The following is a 15121-nucleotide window of genomic DNA, read 5'->3' as shown; positions in this document are numbered from 1 at the left end:
CTGGCGGGGACCATCCATTCCCACGAGGAGAACGGCACCCTTTCCTATGGCCTCGGTCACGTCCCTCAGCGACTCCGTCCAGCAGCACCTCGCGTCCGCCCTCTCGGCTGCACTGCCGGAGGCCGCCGGCGCGGACCCGCTGCTGCGACGCAGTGACCGGGCGGACTTCCAGGCGAACGGCATCCTGGCGCTCGCCAAGAAGGCCAAGGCCAACCCGCGGGAGCTGGCGACGCGGGTGGTCGCGGGGATCACCACGGGCGAGCTGATCGAGGACGTCGAGGTGTCCGGGCCCGGCTTCCTCAACATCACCATCGGCGACCGGGCCATCGTGGAGAACCTGGCCGCGCGGTACGCGGACGACACCGGCCGGCTGGGCGTGCCGTACGCCGACAGCCCCGGCACCACGGTCATCGACTACGCCCAGCCGAACGTGGCCAAGGAGATGCACGTCGGCCACCTGCGCTCCGCGGTGATCGGCGACGCGGTGGTGCGGCTGCTGGAGTTCACCGGCGAGAGCGTGATCCGGCGCCACCACATCGGCGACTGGGGCACCCAGTTCGGCATGCTCATCCAGTACCTGGACGAGCACCCGCACGAGCTGGACCACGAGGCCGGCGAGGTGAGCGGCGAGGAGGCGATGTCGAACCTCGACCGCCTCTACAAGGCCGCGCGCAAACTCTTCGACTCCGACGAGGAGTTCAAGACCAGGGCCCGGCGCCGGGTGGTCGACCTCCAGGCCGGCGACCCGCACACGCTCGCCATCTGGCAGAAGTTCGTCGACGAGTCGAAGATCTACTTCTTCTCCGTCTTCGAGAAGCTGGACATGGAGGTCCGGGACCCGGACATCGTCGGCGAGTCGGGGTACAACGACATGCTGGCGGAGACCTGCCGGCTGCTGGAGGAGGCGGGCGTCGCCGTCCGCTCCGAGGGCGCCCTGTGCGTGTTCTTCGACGACGTCAAGGGCCCGGACGGCAAGCCGGTGCCGCTGATCGTGCAGAAGTCGGACGGCGGCTACGGCTACGCGGCGACCGACCTGTCCGCGATCCGCGACCGCGTCTTCAACCTGAAGGCCGACAGCCTGCTGTACGTCGTCGACGCCCGGCAGTCCCTGCACTTCAAGATGGTCTTCGAGACGGCCCGGCGGGCCGGCTGGCTCGGCGACGACGTCAAGGCGTTCCAGCTGGCCTTCGGCACGGTCCTCGGCAAGGACGGCAAGCCGTTCAAGACGCGTGAGGGCGAGACGGTCAAGCTGGAGGACCTCCTGGACGAGGCCGTCGAGCGGGCCACGGCCGTGGTGCGGGAGAAGGCCGAGAAGGTGGGCCTGAGCGAGCGGGAGATCGTCGAGAACGGCCGGTACGTCGGGATCGGCGCGGTCAAGTACGCCGACCTGTCGACGTCGGCGGTACGGGACTACAAGTTCGACCTGGACCAGATGGTCTCGCTGAACGGCGACACGTCCGTCTACCTCCAGTACGCGTACGCCCGTATCCAGTCGATCCTGCGCAAGGCCGGCGACGCCCGCCCCGCCGCCCACCCCGGGCTCGAACTGGCCCCGGCGGAGCGGGCGCTGGGCCTGCACCTGGACCAGTTCGGCGAGACGGTGCTGGAGGTGGCGGCGGCGTACGAGCCGCACAAGCTGGCGGCGTACCTGTACCAGCTGGCGACGCTGCTGACGACGTTCTACGACCAGTGCCAGGTGCTGTCCGCCGACAACCCGGCCGAGGTCGTGGAGAACCGGCTGTTCCTGGTGGACCTGACCGCCAGGACCCTGCACCAGGGCATGGCGCTGCTGGGCATCCGGACGCCCGAGCGCCTCTGATCACCTGCGGACGGCGGTGACCGCCAGCGTCGCGTAGGGGATGGTGACCGTGCCGCCCCGCGCGTCGATGGCGGTCCCCACGGCGTCCAGGATCTCGCCCAGCTTGTCGCGCGGGACGCGGGTGAAGGCGCCCTGGGTGGGCAGGACGTCCAGCCAGGCGTCCCGGGTGTAGGTGAACTCCCAGTCGTGGCGCCGGTGTTCGGCCTCGGTGAATTCACCGGTCGCGCGGATCGCGTCGGCCGCCTTGACCAGGAAGGTCTGGTAGCCGTCGACCATGGACCTGCCGAGGGCGGCGCGGAAGTCGAAGGGCGCGTCGGGGATGACGCGCGCGCAGACGTCGGCGACGGCTTCGGCCAGGTCGGCCGGGAGCTCGGCGACGTTCCAGAACGGGGCGAGCAGGCCGCCCGGGCGCAGGGCGTGGGCCGCCTTCGCGGCGCCGGCGGCCGGATCGACCCAGTGCCAGGCCGTCCCGGCGACGACGGCGTCGAACCGCCGCCCGCCCGGCTCCCACTCCTCGAACCGCGCCACGTCCACGTCCGTGCCCAGCCGCCGTGCCAGTTCGGCCATCCGGGCGTCGGGTTCGACCCCGAGGACCGTGCCGCCGGCCGCCTGGAACTGACGGGCGGCGATGCCGGTGCCGCAGCCGACGTCGAGGACCCGGGGACCGGGAGCGGCGTCGAGGACGTACCGGATCAGGGCGTCGGGGTAGCGCGGGCGGGCGCGGTCGTAACGCTCGGGGTCGGCACCGAAGGACTCGGCGATGTCACGGCGCTCGTGGGGACGCTCCGCACCGGAAGACCCGGCGAAGGCCGGTTCGGGCGAGGGCGGGGCGGCCGGATCGGGCGAGAGCGGGGTGGACGCCGGTTCGGGCGAGGGCGGGATGGAGGCCGGTTCTGGCGAGAGCTGGGTGGAGGCCGGTTCGGGCGAGGGCGGGGCGGCCGGATCGGGCGAGGGCGGGGTGGAGGCCGGTTCGGGTGAGGCTTCGATGGAAGCCGGTTCGGGCGGGGCTTCGATGGAGGCCGGTTCTGGTGCGGGTTCGATGGAGGTCGGTTCGGGCGCGGGTGGCGACGCGGACGCTGGAGTGGGCATGCGCCCACTATGATGGGCAGCCGCCCACTCGTCAACGGGCGCCCACCCGCTTGCGACCGGCACGGGCCCGCCTCAACAGGCGCCCGCCCGCCCTGCCACCGCACGGGCCCACGTCAACGAACGCTCGCCCCTCTGCCACGACACCGGCCCCCACCAACGCACGCCCACCCGCCCGCCACCCCCACAGCCCCCCCGTCAACAAGCGCCGCCCGCTTGCCAGCCGCACGGACCCGCCTCGACGGACGCTCGCCCGCTCTGCCACGACACCGGCCCCCACCAATGCGCGCCCACCCGCCCGCCACCCCCACAGGCCCCCATCAACAAGCGCCCGCCCCTGCCACCGCACGAACCCGCATCGACGGACGCTCGCCCGCTCTGCTACGACACCGGCCCCCACCAATGCGCGCCCACCCGCACAGGCCCTCATCAACAGGCGCCGCCTGCTTGCCACCGGCACGGGCCCGCGTCGATGGGCGCCCGCCCGCTTGCCAGCCGTACCGGCCGCTGGTTCTCGGGGAGAATGGCGGGTATGCCCACCGGTGTAGCGCTGCGCGATCCGCGCCAACAGCTCTTCGACGCCGCCGAGCGCGTCCTGCTCCGGGACGGTCCGACCGCGCTGACCAGCCGGGCGGTGACGACGGAGGCGGGTTGCGCCAAGGGCGTCCTGCACCGGCACTTCGCCGACTTCGACGCGTTCCTCGCCGAACTCGTCCAGGACCGCATCGGCCGGCTGCGGGAGAGGTCCGCCGCCCTGCGCGCCGCAGCCGGCACCGGCACGGTGACCGGCAACCTCACCGAAGCCGTCATCCGCCTGTTCGACCCCGTCGCGGTGGCCGTCGTCGGCCTCGTCATCGCCCGGGACGGACTGCGCGCCCGCCTGCGCGCGGCCGGCTCCTCCGGCATCCCGCTGCTGTCGGAGGCGTCGGCGATGTTCGCGTCCTACCTCGCCGTCGAGCGCGACCTGGGCCGGCTGGCGCCGGAGGCGGACCCGGCGGTCCTGGCGCCCACCCTGCTGGGCGCGGCGCACCTGCTGTTCGCGGACCGGGAGAGCCCCGCGCCGGACGAGTCGGCGGTGCGCACGATGGTGACCACGGTCATGGCCGCGGCCGTCACCTGACAGCCCGCCTCACCAGAGAGCCACGCCCCGGCGCACGGACGCGTTCACACGCCGCGGGTGGCCAGCAGTTCCAGGCCCAGCGGAGTGCAGATGTGCCATACCGCCTTGCCGGCCCGGTGGGTGGTGATGAGACGGGCGTCGCGGAGCGCCTTGGTGTGTTCGGAGGCCGAGGACTTGCTGATGTCGAGGGCGCGGGCGACGTCGGTGGTCGTGCGTTCGCAGGTGAGGAGCTCCAGGGCGGCGGCGCGGGTACGGCCCAGCAGCGCGGCCAGCGGGGACGCGTCCGGGGCGCGGTCGCCGAGGAGGGGGAGGGGCGCGGCGGCCCCGTAGACGAGGACGCTGGGGGCGTCGGTGTGGTGGGCGACCAGGGGGTGGCCGGTCCACACCGTGGAGGGGAGGAGGACGAGGCCGTGCCCGGTCAGGGCCACGTCCTGCTCGCGCGGGCTGTCGAGGACGAGGGTCGTGCCCTCCCAGCGTCCGCCGGGGGCGAGCCCGGCGAGCGCGGTGCGGATGCCGTGCTGGGCCAACAGGCGGGTGCGCCAGGCCCGTTCGGCGTCGAAGGCGGCGTGGACGTGGGTCCAGGAGGGTGCCAGCAGGCCGTCGTAGGCGGCGCGCAGGGCCCGTTCCAGTTCCTGCCACGCCTCCGGCTCCCCGGCGGCCACGCGCCGCAGCCAGGGCGTCGGGCGCAGCACCCGCGGGATCCGTTCGTCCAGCTCCGCGCGGACGCGGGCGGGCGGGGTGGACAGGACGGTGTCGAGTCCGGCGTCCAGGCCCTGGCTGAGCGGGTCGAGGAAGAGCGGGCCCCGGGCGGTCGGGGGGATGAGCTGGAAGAGGGGGCGGGCCCGGACGGGGAACGTCCGGCGGGCCGTGTGCTGCCAGCGGGCCGACGCGGGGCCGGAGGGCCGCCGTTGCAGGGCGGCGACCGCCAGGCCCAGCTCCATCAAAGGGGCCGGCTGCGGCGCGAACGTCACGCTCAGCAGGTCCTCCGCCGTGAAGTGCAGCCGCAGCATCCCGTCACCCACATCCCGCACGGTTCGGCCAGGACCGAAACCATCGCGATCCCCGCCCGACTCACGAATTATGGGCGGCAGGGGGGAGCGGGGGAACCCGGCAGGCCGGTGCACGCCGGCACCGCACCGGCCTGCCGGGATCCGTCCGCGGCCGAACGCCGGTCGCCGCGGCGTGCGTTGTCAGTGGCGGCCTCTAGAGTCACTGCCATGGCGACACTTCCCAACCCGCTGCCCCGGCTGGCGGCCGACCCGAGCGGACACTCCGTCGGACTGCGCCTGCCGCCCGGGAGACTGATCGACGCCACCGTGGGCCCGCGCTCTACGGCGGTGCTGTGGCAGGCCGACCAGCAGGCGTCCGTGGGCACCTGGGCCGCGCTGGGCCGGCCCGCCGTGCGGGCGGGACTCCTGCCGGTCCTCGTCGACGCCGAACACGGCGAGTTCGGGCCGCAGTCCTGGGGGCTGGCGCCCGAGGACATGTCGTATCCGGGCGACCACGACGCCGAGGACGTGCTGGAGGAGTACTGGCAGGAGTACGCCGCCGAGGACGAGGAGTGGCCCGGCCTGGCGGACGCCCCCGCGCTCGTCGCCGACCCGGACACGCGGGCCGCCGAGGTCGCCGACTCGCTGACCGGGGGCCGGCCCTGGTTCAAGTGGCCGCACCTGGCCCTGGTCCCCGCCCGCCGCAGCGCCGACATCCCGACCGCCGTCGGCTGGACCGCGCCCGCGCACTACGAGCAGGACGTGGCCCGTCTCAGCGCCGTCCTGCGGTCCTGGGAGGACCGCTTCGGCATACGGGTCGTGGGGCTGGGCCGGGACCACCTGTTCCTGTCGGTGGCGGCGCCACCCGCCGATGCCGCCGAGGCGGAGGCGGTCGCCGCCGAGCACTTCGCCTTCTGCCCCTACTCCGTCCTGCAGCGCACCGACGACACCCTCACCCCGTACGCCCAGGCTCTGGTCGGCGAGCGGGAGTGGTCCTTCTGGTGGGACTGACCCACGGGCCCCGGCCCGGCGTGCGCTACCCCCGCAGTCCCTCCCCGAGCCGCCGCAGCCCCTCCGCGATCTCCTGCGGCGTCTGCGTCACGAAGCACAGCCGCAGGGTGGAGCGGTCGGGGGCGCCGGCGTAGAAGGGCGCGCCCGGGACGTAGGCGACATCGTGCCGGACGACCCGCGGGAGCAGCGCGGTGGTGTCGTACGACTGCGGAAGGCGCGCCCAGAGGAACATCCCGCCCTCGGGGCGGCTCCAGACAGTCCCCTCGGGCAGCGCGTCCGCGAGGTTCGCGAGCATCGCGTCCCGGCGCTCGCGGTAGGCACCGGCCACCCGGGCGACGTGCGCGTCCAGGTCCCGGTCGGCCAGATAGCGGGCCGCGGCCAGCTGGTTGACGGTCGGCGTGTGCAGGTCGGCGGCCTGCTTGGCGACCGCGCAGGCCCGCCGCAGCTCGCCGGGCGCCCGCAGCCAGCCCAGGCGCATGCCGGGCGCCATGACCTTGGAGAAGGAGCCGAGCAGCACGACCCGGTCGGCGGCGTCCTCGTAGGAGGCGATCCACGGCACGCGCTCGCCCTCGAAGCGGAGTTCGCCGTACGGGTCGTCCTCGACGATCCACAGCCCGCGGCGCGCGGCCACCGCGGCGACGGCGGCCCGGCGTGCGGCGGGCAGGGTGCGGCCGGTGGGGTTCTGGAAGCTGGGGACGAGGTAGAGCAGCTTGGGCCGCTCGCGGACCACCAGCTCCTCCAGCGCCGCCGGATCGATGCCGTCCGCGTCCCCCGGCACGGCCACGATCCGCGCGCCCGCCAGGCCGAAGGCCTGAAGTGCCGCCAGATAGCAGGGGTTTTCGACCAGCACGGTGTCGCCGGGCTCCAACAGGGCGGTGGCCAGGAGGGAGAGCGCCTGCTGGGAGCCGGTGGTGACGAGGACGTCGTCGGCGGTGGTGGGCAGGTCGCGCGCGGACATCCGGGCGGCGAGCGCGGCCCGCAGCGCCGGCTCGCCCTCCGTCGTGGAGTACTGCAGCGCCCGCGCCGGCTCCTCGGCCAGCACCGCGTGGTAGGCCGCGGCGACGCCCTCCGCGTCGAACAGCTCCGGGGCGGGCAGCCCGCCCGCGAAGTTGATCACCTCGGGGCGGGCGGTGACGGCGAGGATGTCCCGCACCGGCGAACCGCCGACCGATCGGATCCGCGCGGCGAGCGGCGGAACGGGGGCGAGGGCGGGGGACGGTGCGGGTGCGACGGTCATGGCGCGGCTCCTTCGGCTGCGGTCACGGCGGCTCGTGCCCGCAGCCTAGAGATCTACGTGCCGTCTACAAGAATGTTTCCGGCATGCGGACCGCCGCGCCGGTTCAGCGCTTCTCGCCCAGTCCCGCGTACACGTTGATGTCCGCGTCCGTGACGTCGTTGATGTCGGCGTAGCGGACCTTCTCGATGTCGTCGAGGGTCTCCAGGTAGGAGGCTTCCGGCCGGTCCGGGACCGGGGCGGCGTGGTCGGCGTGCCAGTGGTGGACGGGGACCACGCCCGGCTCGGCGAGCTCCAGGGAGCTCTCCGTGAAGAAGCGCTCGACCTCGGCCTTCGAGCGCAGCACGAAGGTGAAGCCCCGCTCGGTGTACGTGCGCTGGACCGCGCGGATGTTCTCCGGGTTGAGGTCCTCGGTGAGGTGGCTGAGGACGAGCCGGCTGCCGGCGGGCAGCGCCTCGACCAGCTCGCGCACGATCGGGTACGCCTCCTCGTCCTCGACGAAGTGCAGGATCGCGACCAGGCACAGCGCGACCGGCTGGTCCAGGTCGAGGGTCTTGGCGGCCTGTTCGAGGATCTGCGCCGGGTTCTTGAAGTCGGCGTCGATGTAGTCCGTGCGGCCCTCGGGCCCCGAGGTGAGCAGGGCGCGGGCGTGGGCGAGCACCACGGGGTCGTTGTCGACGTACACCACGCGCGCGTCGGGGATGACCCGCTGGGCGATCTGGTGGACGTTCTCCGCGGTGGGCAGGCCGGTGCCGATGTCGAGGAACTGGCGGATGCCGTCCTGCTCGACCAGCCGGATCACCGCGCGGCGCAGGAAGTCGCGGTTGTGGCGGACGTCGAGGTAGCCGCGCGGGTTGGCGGCGAGGGCGGCGGCGGCCGCGGCACGGTCGACGGGGTAGTTGTCCTTGCCGCCGAGGAAGACGTCGTAGACCCGGGCGGGGTGCGCCTTGGTGGTGTCGATCCTCCTTCTCAGCTCGGCGGGGTCAAGGCTGAGGGCGTCACCGGGCATGCGCGTCTCCTGGCAAGTCGAGGCGGTCGTCGAGGCGTCGTCAACAACCTAACTCCCGGCGGCACTTGATGGTGCCCGCCGGTCTGATCCCGTTCCGGGCGTCCCGCGGAGGGTCCCGCCGGGACGACGTCCGCGCAGGTCGGCGCGGGTGGGACCGCCACGGCGTCCCGAATCCGCCGAAGAACCTGGCCGCCGGCCCGCGCCCCCGCCCAAGCTGGGGTCACAGCACCCGCGCCGGTCCCCCACGGAGAGAGCCCCCATGCCCGCACGCCCCGCCCGCACCCGCGTCCTCGCCGCCGCCCTGACGGCCCTCGCCGCGCTGCTGCTGGCGGCGTGCGACGACGGCGAGGGCCTGCGCGACGAGGGCCCCTCGTCGGCGGGCACCCACACCTCCTCGTCGGCGGGCACGCAACGCGCCACGTCCGCGTCCGCGGGCCCGCACGCGCCGTCCGCTACCGCAGCTTCCGCGCGACCTCCGTCGCCCAGTAGGTGAGGATGTTGCGCGCGCCCGCCCGCTTGATGCCGGTCAGCGCCTCCAGGATCGCCCGGTCGCGGTCGATCCAGCCCTTCTCCGCGGCGGCCTCGATCATCGAGTACTCGCCGGAGATCTGGTACGCGGCCACCGGCACGTCCACGGCGTCGGCGACGCGCGCGAGGATGTCGAGGTAGGGCCCGGCGGGCTTGACCATCACCATGTCGGCGCCCTCCTCCAGGTCGAGGGCGAGCTCCCGCAGCGACTCGCGCGCGTTGGCCGGGTCCTGCTGGTACGTCTTCCGGTCGCCCTTCAGCGAGGAGCCGACGGCCTCCCGGAAGGGCCCGTAGAAGGCGGAGGCGTACTTGACGGTGTAGGCGAGGATGGCCACGTCCTCCCGCCCGATCTGGTCGAGGGCGTCCCGGACGACCCCGATCTGCCCGTCCATCATGCCGCTGGGGCCCACGACATGGGCGCCGGCGTCGGCCTGCACCTGGGCCATCTCGGCGTACCGCTCCAGCGTGGCGTCGTTGTCGACGCGCCCTTCGGCGTCGAGCACACCGCAGTGCCCGTGGTCGGTCGTCTCGTCGAGACACAGGTCGGACATGACGAGCAGTTCGTCGCCGACCTCGGCCCGCACATCGCGCAGGGCGACCTGGAGGATCCCGTCCGGGTCGGTTCCCGGCGTCCCGACGGCGTCCTTCTTCGACTCCTCCGGCACCCCGAAGAGCATGATCCCGGCGATCCCCGCCTCCACGGCCTCCGCGGCCGCCTTCTTCAGGCTGTCCCGGGTGTGCTGCACGACCCCGGGCATCGCCTCGATCGGCACCGGCTCGCTGACGCCCTCGCGCACGAACGCGGGGAGGATGAAGTCCGCCGGGTGCAGCCGCGTCTCGGCGACCATCCGGCGCATGGCGGGGGTGGTGCGCAGCCGCCGGGGACGCGTACCGGGAAAGGATCCGTACTTCGTCATGCCCTCTACGCTACGCCCGCCACGACAGCACCTTTGCCGACTGCCCGTCGGCGGCGGGACCGGCCCGTCCGGCGTTCGCGCACGGCCCGTTCAGGGCGGCCGGGGCGCGGCAGCCAGGGCCGCGCGCCCCCGCCCGTCTCAGGTCGACCGGCGCCGCCGGGCCCCCGGTCGCCGCTCGCTGGGCCGCGTCACCGGGTCGCCGGACGCCACCGCCGCGGCCCGCCGCTTCATGCCGAAGTCGGCCAGCGCCTCCGCCAGCTTGTGCACGGACGGCTCCGGGGCCATGACGTCGACCCGCAGCCCGTGCTCCTCCGCCGTCTTGGCGGTGGCGGGGCCGATACACGCGATCACCGTCACGTTGTGCGGCTTCCCGGCGATCCCCACGAGGTTGCGCACGGTCGAGGACGAGGTGAACAGAACGGCGTCGAAGCCGCCCCCCTTGATCGCCTCCCGCGTCTCCGCCGGCGGCGGCGAGGCCCGCACGGTGCGGTACGCCGTGACGTCGTCGACCTCCCAGCCCAGCTCGATGAGCCCGGCGACGAGCGTCTCGGTGGCGATGTCGGCCCGCGGCAGGAACACCCGGTCGATCGGGTCGAAGACGGGGTCGTAGGGCGGCCAGTCCTCCAGCAGACCGGCGGCGGACTGCTCCCCGCTGGGCACCAGGTCCGGCTTGACGCCGAAGGCGATCAGCGCCTTCGCCGTCTGCTCCCCCACCGCGGCGACCTTGATCCCCGCGAAGGCCCGCGCGTCGAGCCCGTACTCCTCGAACTTCTCCCGCACCGCGCGGACCGCGTTGACCGAGGTGAACGCGATCCACTCGTACCGGCCGGTCACGAGCCCCTTCACGGCCCGCTCCATCTGCTGGGGCGTGCGCGGCGGCTCGACGGCGATCGTCGGGACCTCGTGCGGCACGGCCCCGTAGGACCGCAGCTGGTCGGAGAGCGACGCCGCCTGCTCCTTCGTCCGCGGCACGAGGACCTTCCAGCCGAACAGCGGCTTGTTCTCGAACCACGACAACTGGTCGCGCTGGGCGGCGGCGGATCGCTCGCCGACCACGGCTATCACCGGCCGGCCGCCCTCGGGCGAGGGCAGCACCTTGGCCTGCTTCAGCGTCTGGGCGATGGTCCCGAGCGTCGCCGTCCACGTGCGCTGACGAGTGGTCGTACCAGCGATCGTGACCGTCAGGGGCGTGTCCGGCTTGCGGCCGGCCGCCACCAGCTCGCCCGCGGCCGCCGCCACGGAGTCCAGCGTCGTCGACACGACCACCGTGCCGTCCGAGGCGCCCACCTCCGTCCAGCACCGGTCCGAGGCGGTACGGGCGTCCACGAACCGGACGTCCGCGCCCTGCGCGTCCCGCAGCGGGACACCGGCGTACGCGGGCACGCCGACGGCCGTGGCGATGCCCGGCACGACCTCGAAGGGCACGCCCTCGGCGGCACAGGCGAGCATTTCGGCGGCGGCGTACGTATCAAGTCCCGGGTCCCCGGTGACCGCACGCACGACCCGCCTGCCGCCCCGTGCGGCCTCCATGACAAGATGTGCGGCATCCCGTACCGCGGGGACCCCAGCGGTTGTTGACGTGCCGTCAACAACCGCCAGCTGGGGCGTGCCCGTGCCCGGAAGCGGATCCGACGAGGGATCCGGGTCCGTGGGCACTTCGGCGACGCCCTGCCTGGCGTGCTTGCGCACCACGTCGAGCACGTCGTGCTCGGCGACCAGTACGTCCGCGTGCGCCAGCGCCTCCACGGCGCGCAGAGTCAGCAGTCCCGGATCCCCGGGTCCGGCACCCAGGAAGGTGACGTGCCCGTGTTCAAGGCCGGCGGCGGGAAGGGTGGTGGGGCTCACTGTGCTCGCTCCCCCATCAGACCGGCCGCGCCCTGGGCAAGCATCTCGGTGGCGAGTTCGCGACCGAGCGCCGTTGCCTGGTCGTGCGTCTCGGGCACGGGACCGGTGGTGGACAGCTGCACCATGCGCGTGCCGTCGGTGGTGCCGACGACGCCGCGCAGGCGCATTTCCTTGACAATCTGCCCGTCGGCCAGAAGGTCGGCCAGCGCGCCCACGGGGGCGCTGCAGCCGGCCTCCAGGGCGGCGAGCAGTGACCTCTCGGCGGTCACGGCGGCCCGGGTGAACGGGTCGTCGAGCTCACCGAGCGCGGCGATCAGGTCCGCGTGGTCCGCGGCGCACTCGATCGCCAGTGCCCCCTGGCCGGGGGCCGGCAGAACCGTGTCGACCGACAGGAAGTCGGTCACGTCCTCACTGCGACCGATCCGGTTCAGTCCGGCGGCGGCGAGCACGACCGCGTCGAGCTCACCCTCTCGCACGAACCCGATCCGGGTGTCTACGTTGCCGCGGATCGGAACCGTCTCGATATCTAGTCCGTGCGCGCGGGCGTACGCGTTCAGCTGCGCCATGCGGCGCGGCGAGCCGGTGCCGATGCGCGCCCCACGCGGCAGGTCGGTGAACTTCAGCGCGTCCCGGGCGACGATGACGTCCCTGGGGTCCTCGCGCACCGGTACGGCGGCCAGGACCAGCTCCTCGGGCTGCGTGGTCGGCAGGTCCTTGAGCGAATGAACCGCGAAGTCGACCTCCCCCCGCAGCAGCGCGTCCCGCAGCGCCGTGACGAACACTCCGGTGCCGCCGATCTGCGCGAGGTGCTCGCGGGAGGTGTCGCCGTAGGTGGTGATCTCGACCAGCTCCACGGGGCGCCCGGTCACCCGGCCGACGGCCTCCGCCACCTGGCCGGACTGGGCCATGGCGAGCTTGCTGCGCCTGGTCCCCAGTCTCAGTGCCTTCTCAGTCATGCCGGTCGGTCCTTCTTGTCTGTGCTGTCCCCGGCCCGGGAGACGGAGTCCACCGTGTCCTGGTCGAGGTCGAACAGGGTGCGCAGCGCGTCCGCGTACCCGGCGCCGCCGGGCTCGGCCGCGAGCTGCTTGACCCTGACGGTCGGTGCGTGCAGCAGCTTGTCCACGACCCGCTTGACGGTCTGTGTGATCTCGCTGCGGTGTTTGTCGTCGAGGCCGGGCAGCCGGCCCTCCAGGCGGGCGATCTCGCCGGCGACCACGTCGGCGGCCATCGCGCGCAGGGCGACGACGGTGGGTGTGATGTGCGCGGCCCGCAGCGCCGCCCCGAAGGCGGCGACCTCGTCGGCGACGATCCGGCGGACCTGGTCGACGTCGGCCGCCATCGGCGCGTCGGCCGAGGCCTCGGCGAGCGACTCGATGTCCACCAGCCGCACGCCGGCCAGCCGGTGCGCGGCCGCGTCGATGTCGCGGGGCATCGCGAGGTCGAGCAGGAACAGGACGGGCGCCGGCCGCGGGGCCTCGGCGACCGGTTCGGGCTTACGGCGCTCGGGGATGCGGCCGACGGTGGCGGAGAGGGCGGCGAGCGCGGCGATGGCGTCGGCGTCCTCGGCCGGGTCGGGCACCGGGCCCGCGGCGCGCTGGGAGCGGCCCGGGGCACCGGCCGGGGTGCCGCCGTTGTCCACCCAGGCCGCGTGCTGCTCCAGCTCGGCGGCGGCCATCCCGGCCACGGCCGCCTCGCCCAGCACGGAGAAGCCGGCGGTGGCCTGGACGGCGGAGAGGTCGAGCGGGCAGTTCTCCTCGGCCCCGAGGCTGGTGGCCGGCAGGCTCCCGGGCGTGCCGGCCGTGGCCGGCGGCGTCTCGCCGGAAGCGGGCTCCGTGTCGGCGACGGGTGCACCGGTGCGCCCGGCCACCGCCTCCGCGACCGCCTGCGCCGACAGCACCAGGCCCGTCGCGCCGGTGCAGGAGACCACCACGTCGGCACGTGTCAGTTCGGCCGCGACCGACTCCATCGGCACCGCGCGCGCCCTCACGTCCGTGCCGTCGGCCTCCGTGAGGATCCGCGCCAGGCGCTCGGCGCGGTCGAAGGTGCGGTTGGCGACGACGACCTCGGCGATGCCGGCCCGCGCGAGCGTCGCCGCGGCCAGGGACGACATCGAGCCGGCGCCGATGACCAGGGCCTTCTTGCCGCGGGCCCAGTCGGTGACCTCGCCGCCCGACGCCAGCTGCTCCAGGCCGAAGGTGACCAGGGACTGGCCGGCGCGGTCGATGCCGGTCTCGGAGTGGGCGCGCTTGCCGACCCGCAGCGCCTGCTGGAACAGGTCGTTCAGCAGCCGTCCCGCGGTGTGCAGGTCCTGCGCCCTGGCCAGCGAGTCCTTGATCTGGCCGAGGATCTGGCCCTCGCCGACGACCATCGAGTCCAGGCCGCAGGCCACCGAGAACAGGTGGTGGACGGCACGGTCCTCGTAGTGCACGTAAAGGTAGGGAGTGAGCTCGTCCAGGCCGACCCCGCTGTGCTGGGCCAGCAGCGTGGACAGCTCGGCGACACCGGCGTGGAACTTGTCCACGTCGGCGTACAGCTCGATGCGGTTGCAGGTCGCCAGCACCGCGGCCTCGGTGGCGGGCTCGGCGGCGACCGTGTCCTGCAGCAGCTTGGTCTGGGCGTCCGCGGTCAGCGCCGCGCGCTCCAGGACGCTGACCGGGGCGCTGCGGTGGCTCAGTCCGACGACGAGGAGACTCATGCCGGCATCACGGCGGGTACGTCCCCGTCGGGCCCCTGGTCGGCGGAGTCGTCCCGGGTGGCGGCGGGCAGGGCGCCGTCGCCGGCGGCGCTCTCCTCGCCGGCCTTGCGCTGCTCGTGGAAGGCGAGGATCTGCAGCTCGATGGAGAGGTCGACCTTGCGGACGTCGACGCCGTCCGGGACGGACAGCACGGTCGGCGCGAAGTTCAGGATCGAGGTGACCCCGGCGGCCACGAGCCGGTCGCAGACCTGCTGGGCGGCGCCGGCGGGAGTGGCGATCACGCCGATGCTCACGCCGTTGTCCTGGATGATCTTCTCCAGGTCGTCGGTGTGCTGCACGGGGATGCCGGCGACCGGCTTGCCCGCCATGGCGGGATCGGCGTCGATCAGGGCCGCGACGCGGAAGCCGCGGGAGGCGAAGCCGCCGTAGTTGGCGAGGGCGGCGCCGAGGTTGCCGATGCCGACGATGACGACCGGCCAGTCCTGGGTCAGCCCGAGCTCGCGGGAGATCTGGTAGACGAGATACTCGACGTCGTAGCCGACACCGCGCGTTCCGTAGGAGCCCAGGTAGGAGAAGTCCTTGCGCAGTTTGGCGGAGTTGACCCCCGCCGCGGCCGCGAGCTCCTCGGAGGAGACCGTGGGTACCGAGCGCTCCGACAGTGCGGTCAGGGCGCGGAGGTACAGCGGAAGCCGGGCGACGGTGGCCTCGGGAATCCCTCGGCTACGGGTCGCCGGTCGGTGAGTTCGGCCAGTTGCCACGGTGCTCCTGCGGGTAGAGCGGGACTGCCGGCGGTCATACGTCCCGTGACCGCCCCGTCGATAGCAGGCTATGTCTTTGTGAACGCGTGCACAAAGATGGTGTCCGATTT

13 protein-coding genes are annotated in these 15121 nt (G+C 73.6%); 4 read left to right on the top strand and 9 right to left on the bottom strand.

Going from position 1 to position 15121, the window contains the following annotated elements; all coding sequences use genetic code 11:
• Nucleotides 1-46 precede the first annotated feature (46 nt).
• A complete protein-coding gene (gene argS, locus ACYF6T_RS31655; RefSeq protein ID WP_461700755.1) occupies nt 47-1819 on the top strand; it encodes an arginine--tRNA ligase in 1773 nt (590 codons plus the stop codon).
• Here the strand turns inward: argS and ACYF6T_RS31650 are convergent, their stop codons facing one another.
• Complete coding sequence (locus tag ACYF6T_RS31650) at nt 1820-2581, bottom strand: class I SAM-dependent methyltransferase (RefSeq protein WP_461700826.1); 762 nt, start codon at nt 2579-2581, stop codon at nt 1820-1822.
• A gap of 856 nt (nt 2582-3437) precedes the next feature.
• On the opposite strand from ACYF6T_RS31650, the gene ACYF6T_RS31645 reads away from it, so the two are divergent.
• On the top strand, nt 3438-4025 hold the full coding sequence (locus ACYF6T_RS31645; protein ID WP_461700754.1) for a TetR/AcrR family transcriptional regulator: 588 nt from the start codon (nt 3438-3440) through the stop codon (nt 4023-4025).
• A gap of 44 nt (nt 4026-4069) precedes the next feature.
• On the opposite strand, the gene ACYF6T_RS31640 is transcribed toward ACYF6T_RS31645, so the two are convergent.
• Nucleotides 4070-5047 (bottom strand): ArsR/SmtB family transcription factor, encoded by a 978-nt coding sequence (locus tag ACYF6T_RS31640; RefSeq protein ID WP_461700752.1) that lies wholly within the window; start codon nt 5045-5047, stop codon nt 4070-4072.
• A 195-nt stretch (nt 5048-5242) separates the two neighbouring features.
• Here ACYF6T_RS31640 and ACYF6T_RS31635 point away from each other — a divergent pair, with 195 nt between their 5' ends.
• Complete coding sequence (locus ACYF6T_RS31635) at nt 5243-6025, top strand: DUF4253 domain-containing protein (protein WP_461700751.1); 783 nt, start codon at nt 5243-5245, stop codon at nt 6023-6025.
• 25 nt (nt 6026-6050) lie between these two features.
• On the opposite strand, the gene ACYF6T_RS31630 is transcribed toward ACYF6T_RS31635, so the two are convergent.
• Together ACYF6T_RS31630 and ACYF6T_RS31625 are read right to left on the bottom strand one after the other, a co-directional pair.
• Nucleotides 6051-7262 carry an aminotransferase-like domain-containing protein gene (locus ACYF6T_RS31630; protein WP_461700749.1) on the bottom strand — a complete coding sequence of 404 codons (1212 nt, stop codon included), beginning with the start codon at nt 7260-7262 and terminating at the stop codon, nt 6051-6053.
• 103 nt (nt 7263-7365) lie between these two features.
• Entirely contained in the window at nt 7366-8268 is a 903-nt protein-coding gene (locus ACYF6T_RS31625; protein WP_461700748.1) for an SAM-dependent methyltransferase, read from the bottom strand.
• A 259-nt stretch (nt 8269-8527) separates the two neighbouring features.
• On the opposite strand from ACYF6T_RS31625, the gene ACYF6T_RS31620 reads away from it, so the two are divergent.
• Nucleotides 8528-8761 carry a hypothetical protein gene (locus ACYF6T_RS31620; RefSeq protein ID WP_461700746.1) on the top strand — a complete coding sequence of 78 codons (234 nt, stop codon included), beginning with the start codon at nt 8528-8530 and terminating at the stop codon, nt 8759-8761.
• Here ACYF6T_RS31620 and hemB read toward each other — a convergent pair.
• The 5 genes from hemB to ACYF6T_RS31595 all read right to left on the bottom strand — a co-directional run bounded on the left by hemB (nt 8721) and on the right by ACYF6T_RS31595 (nt 15011).
• A complete protein-coding gene (hemB, locus tag ACYF6T_RS31615) occupies nt 8721-9713 on the bottom strand; it encodes a porphobilinogen synthase (protein ID WP_461700744.1) in 993 nt (330 codons plus the stop codon). The two genes, ACYF6T_RS31620 and hemB, sit on opposite strands and share 41 nt — an antisense overlap.
• A gap of 138 nt (nt 9714-9851) precedes the next feature.
• The gene (locus ACYF6T_RS31610; protein WP_461700743.1) at nt 9852-11558 is read right to left on the bottom strand and encodes a bifunctional uroporphyrinogen-III C-methyltransferase/uroporphyrinogen-III synthase; all 1707 of its coding nucleotides are present in this window, start codon (nt 11556-11558) and stop codon (nt 9852-9854) included.
• Complete coding sequence (gene hemC, locus ACYF6T_RS31605; RefSeq protein ID WP_461700742.1) at nt 11555-12514, bottom strand: hydroxymethylbilane synthase; 960 nt, start codon at nt 12512-12514, stop codon at nt 11555-11557. Before hemC ends, ACYF6T_RS31610 begins: the two co-directional genes overlap by 4 nt.
• On the bottom strand, nt 12511-14253 hold the full coding sequence (locus ACYF6T_RS31600; protein ID WP_461700741.1) for a glutamyl-tRNA reductase: 1743 nt from the start codon (nt 14251-14253) through the stop codon (nt 12511-12513). Before ACYF6T_RS31600 ends, hemC begins: the two co-directional genes overlap by 4 nt.
• Complete coding sequence (locus ACYF6T_RS31595) at nt 14250-15011, bottom strand: redox-sensing transcriptional repressor Rex (RefSeq protein WP_461700740.1); 762 nt, start codon at nt 15009-15011, stop codon at nt 14250-14252. The genes ACYF6T_RS31600 and ACYF6T_RS31595 overlap by 4 nt, the downstream gene beginning before the upstream one ends.
• Between the last annotated feature and the right edge of the window lie 110 nt (nt 15012-15121).

It is taken from the genome of Streptomyces sp. 7R007 (genome assembly GCF_054850255.1).
The sequence above is the reverse complement of the archived record's forward strand: the minus strand, read 5'-3'. Positions and strand labels throughout refer to the sequence as shown.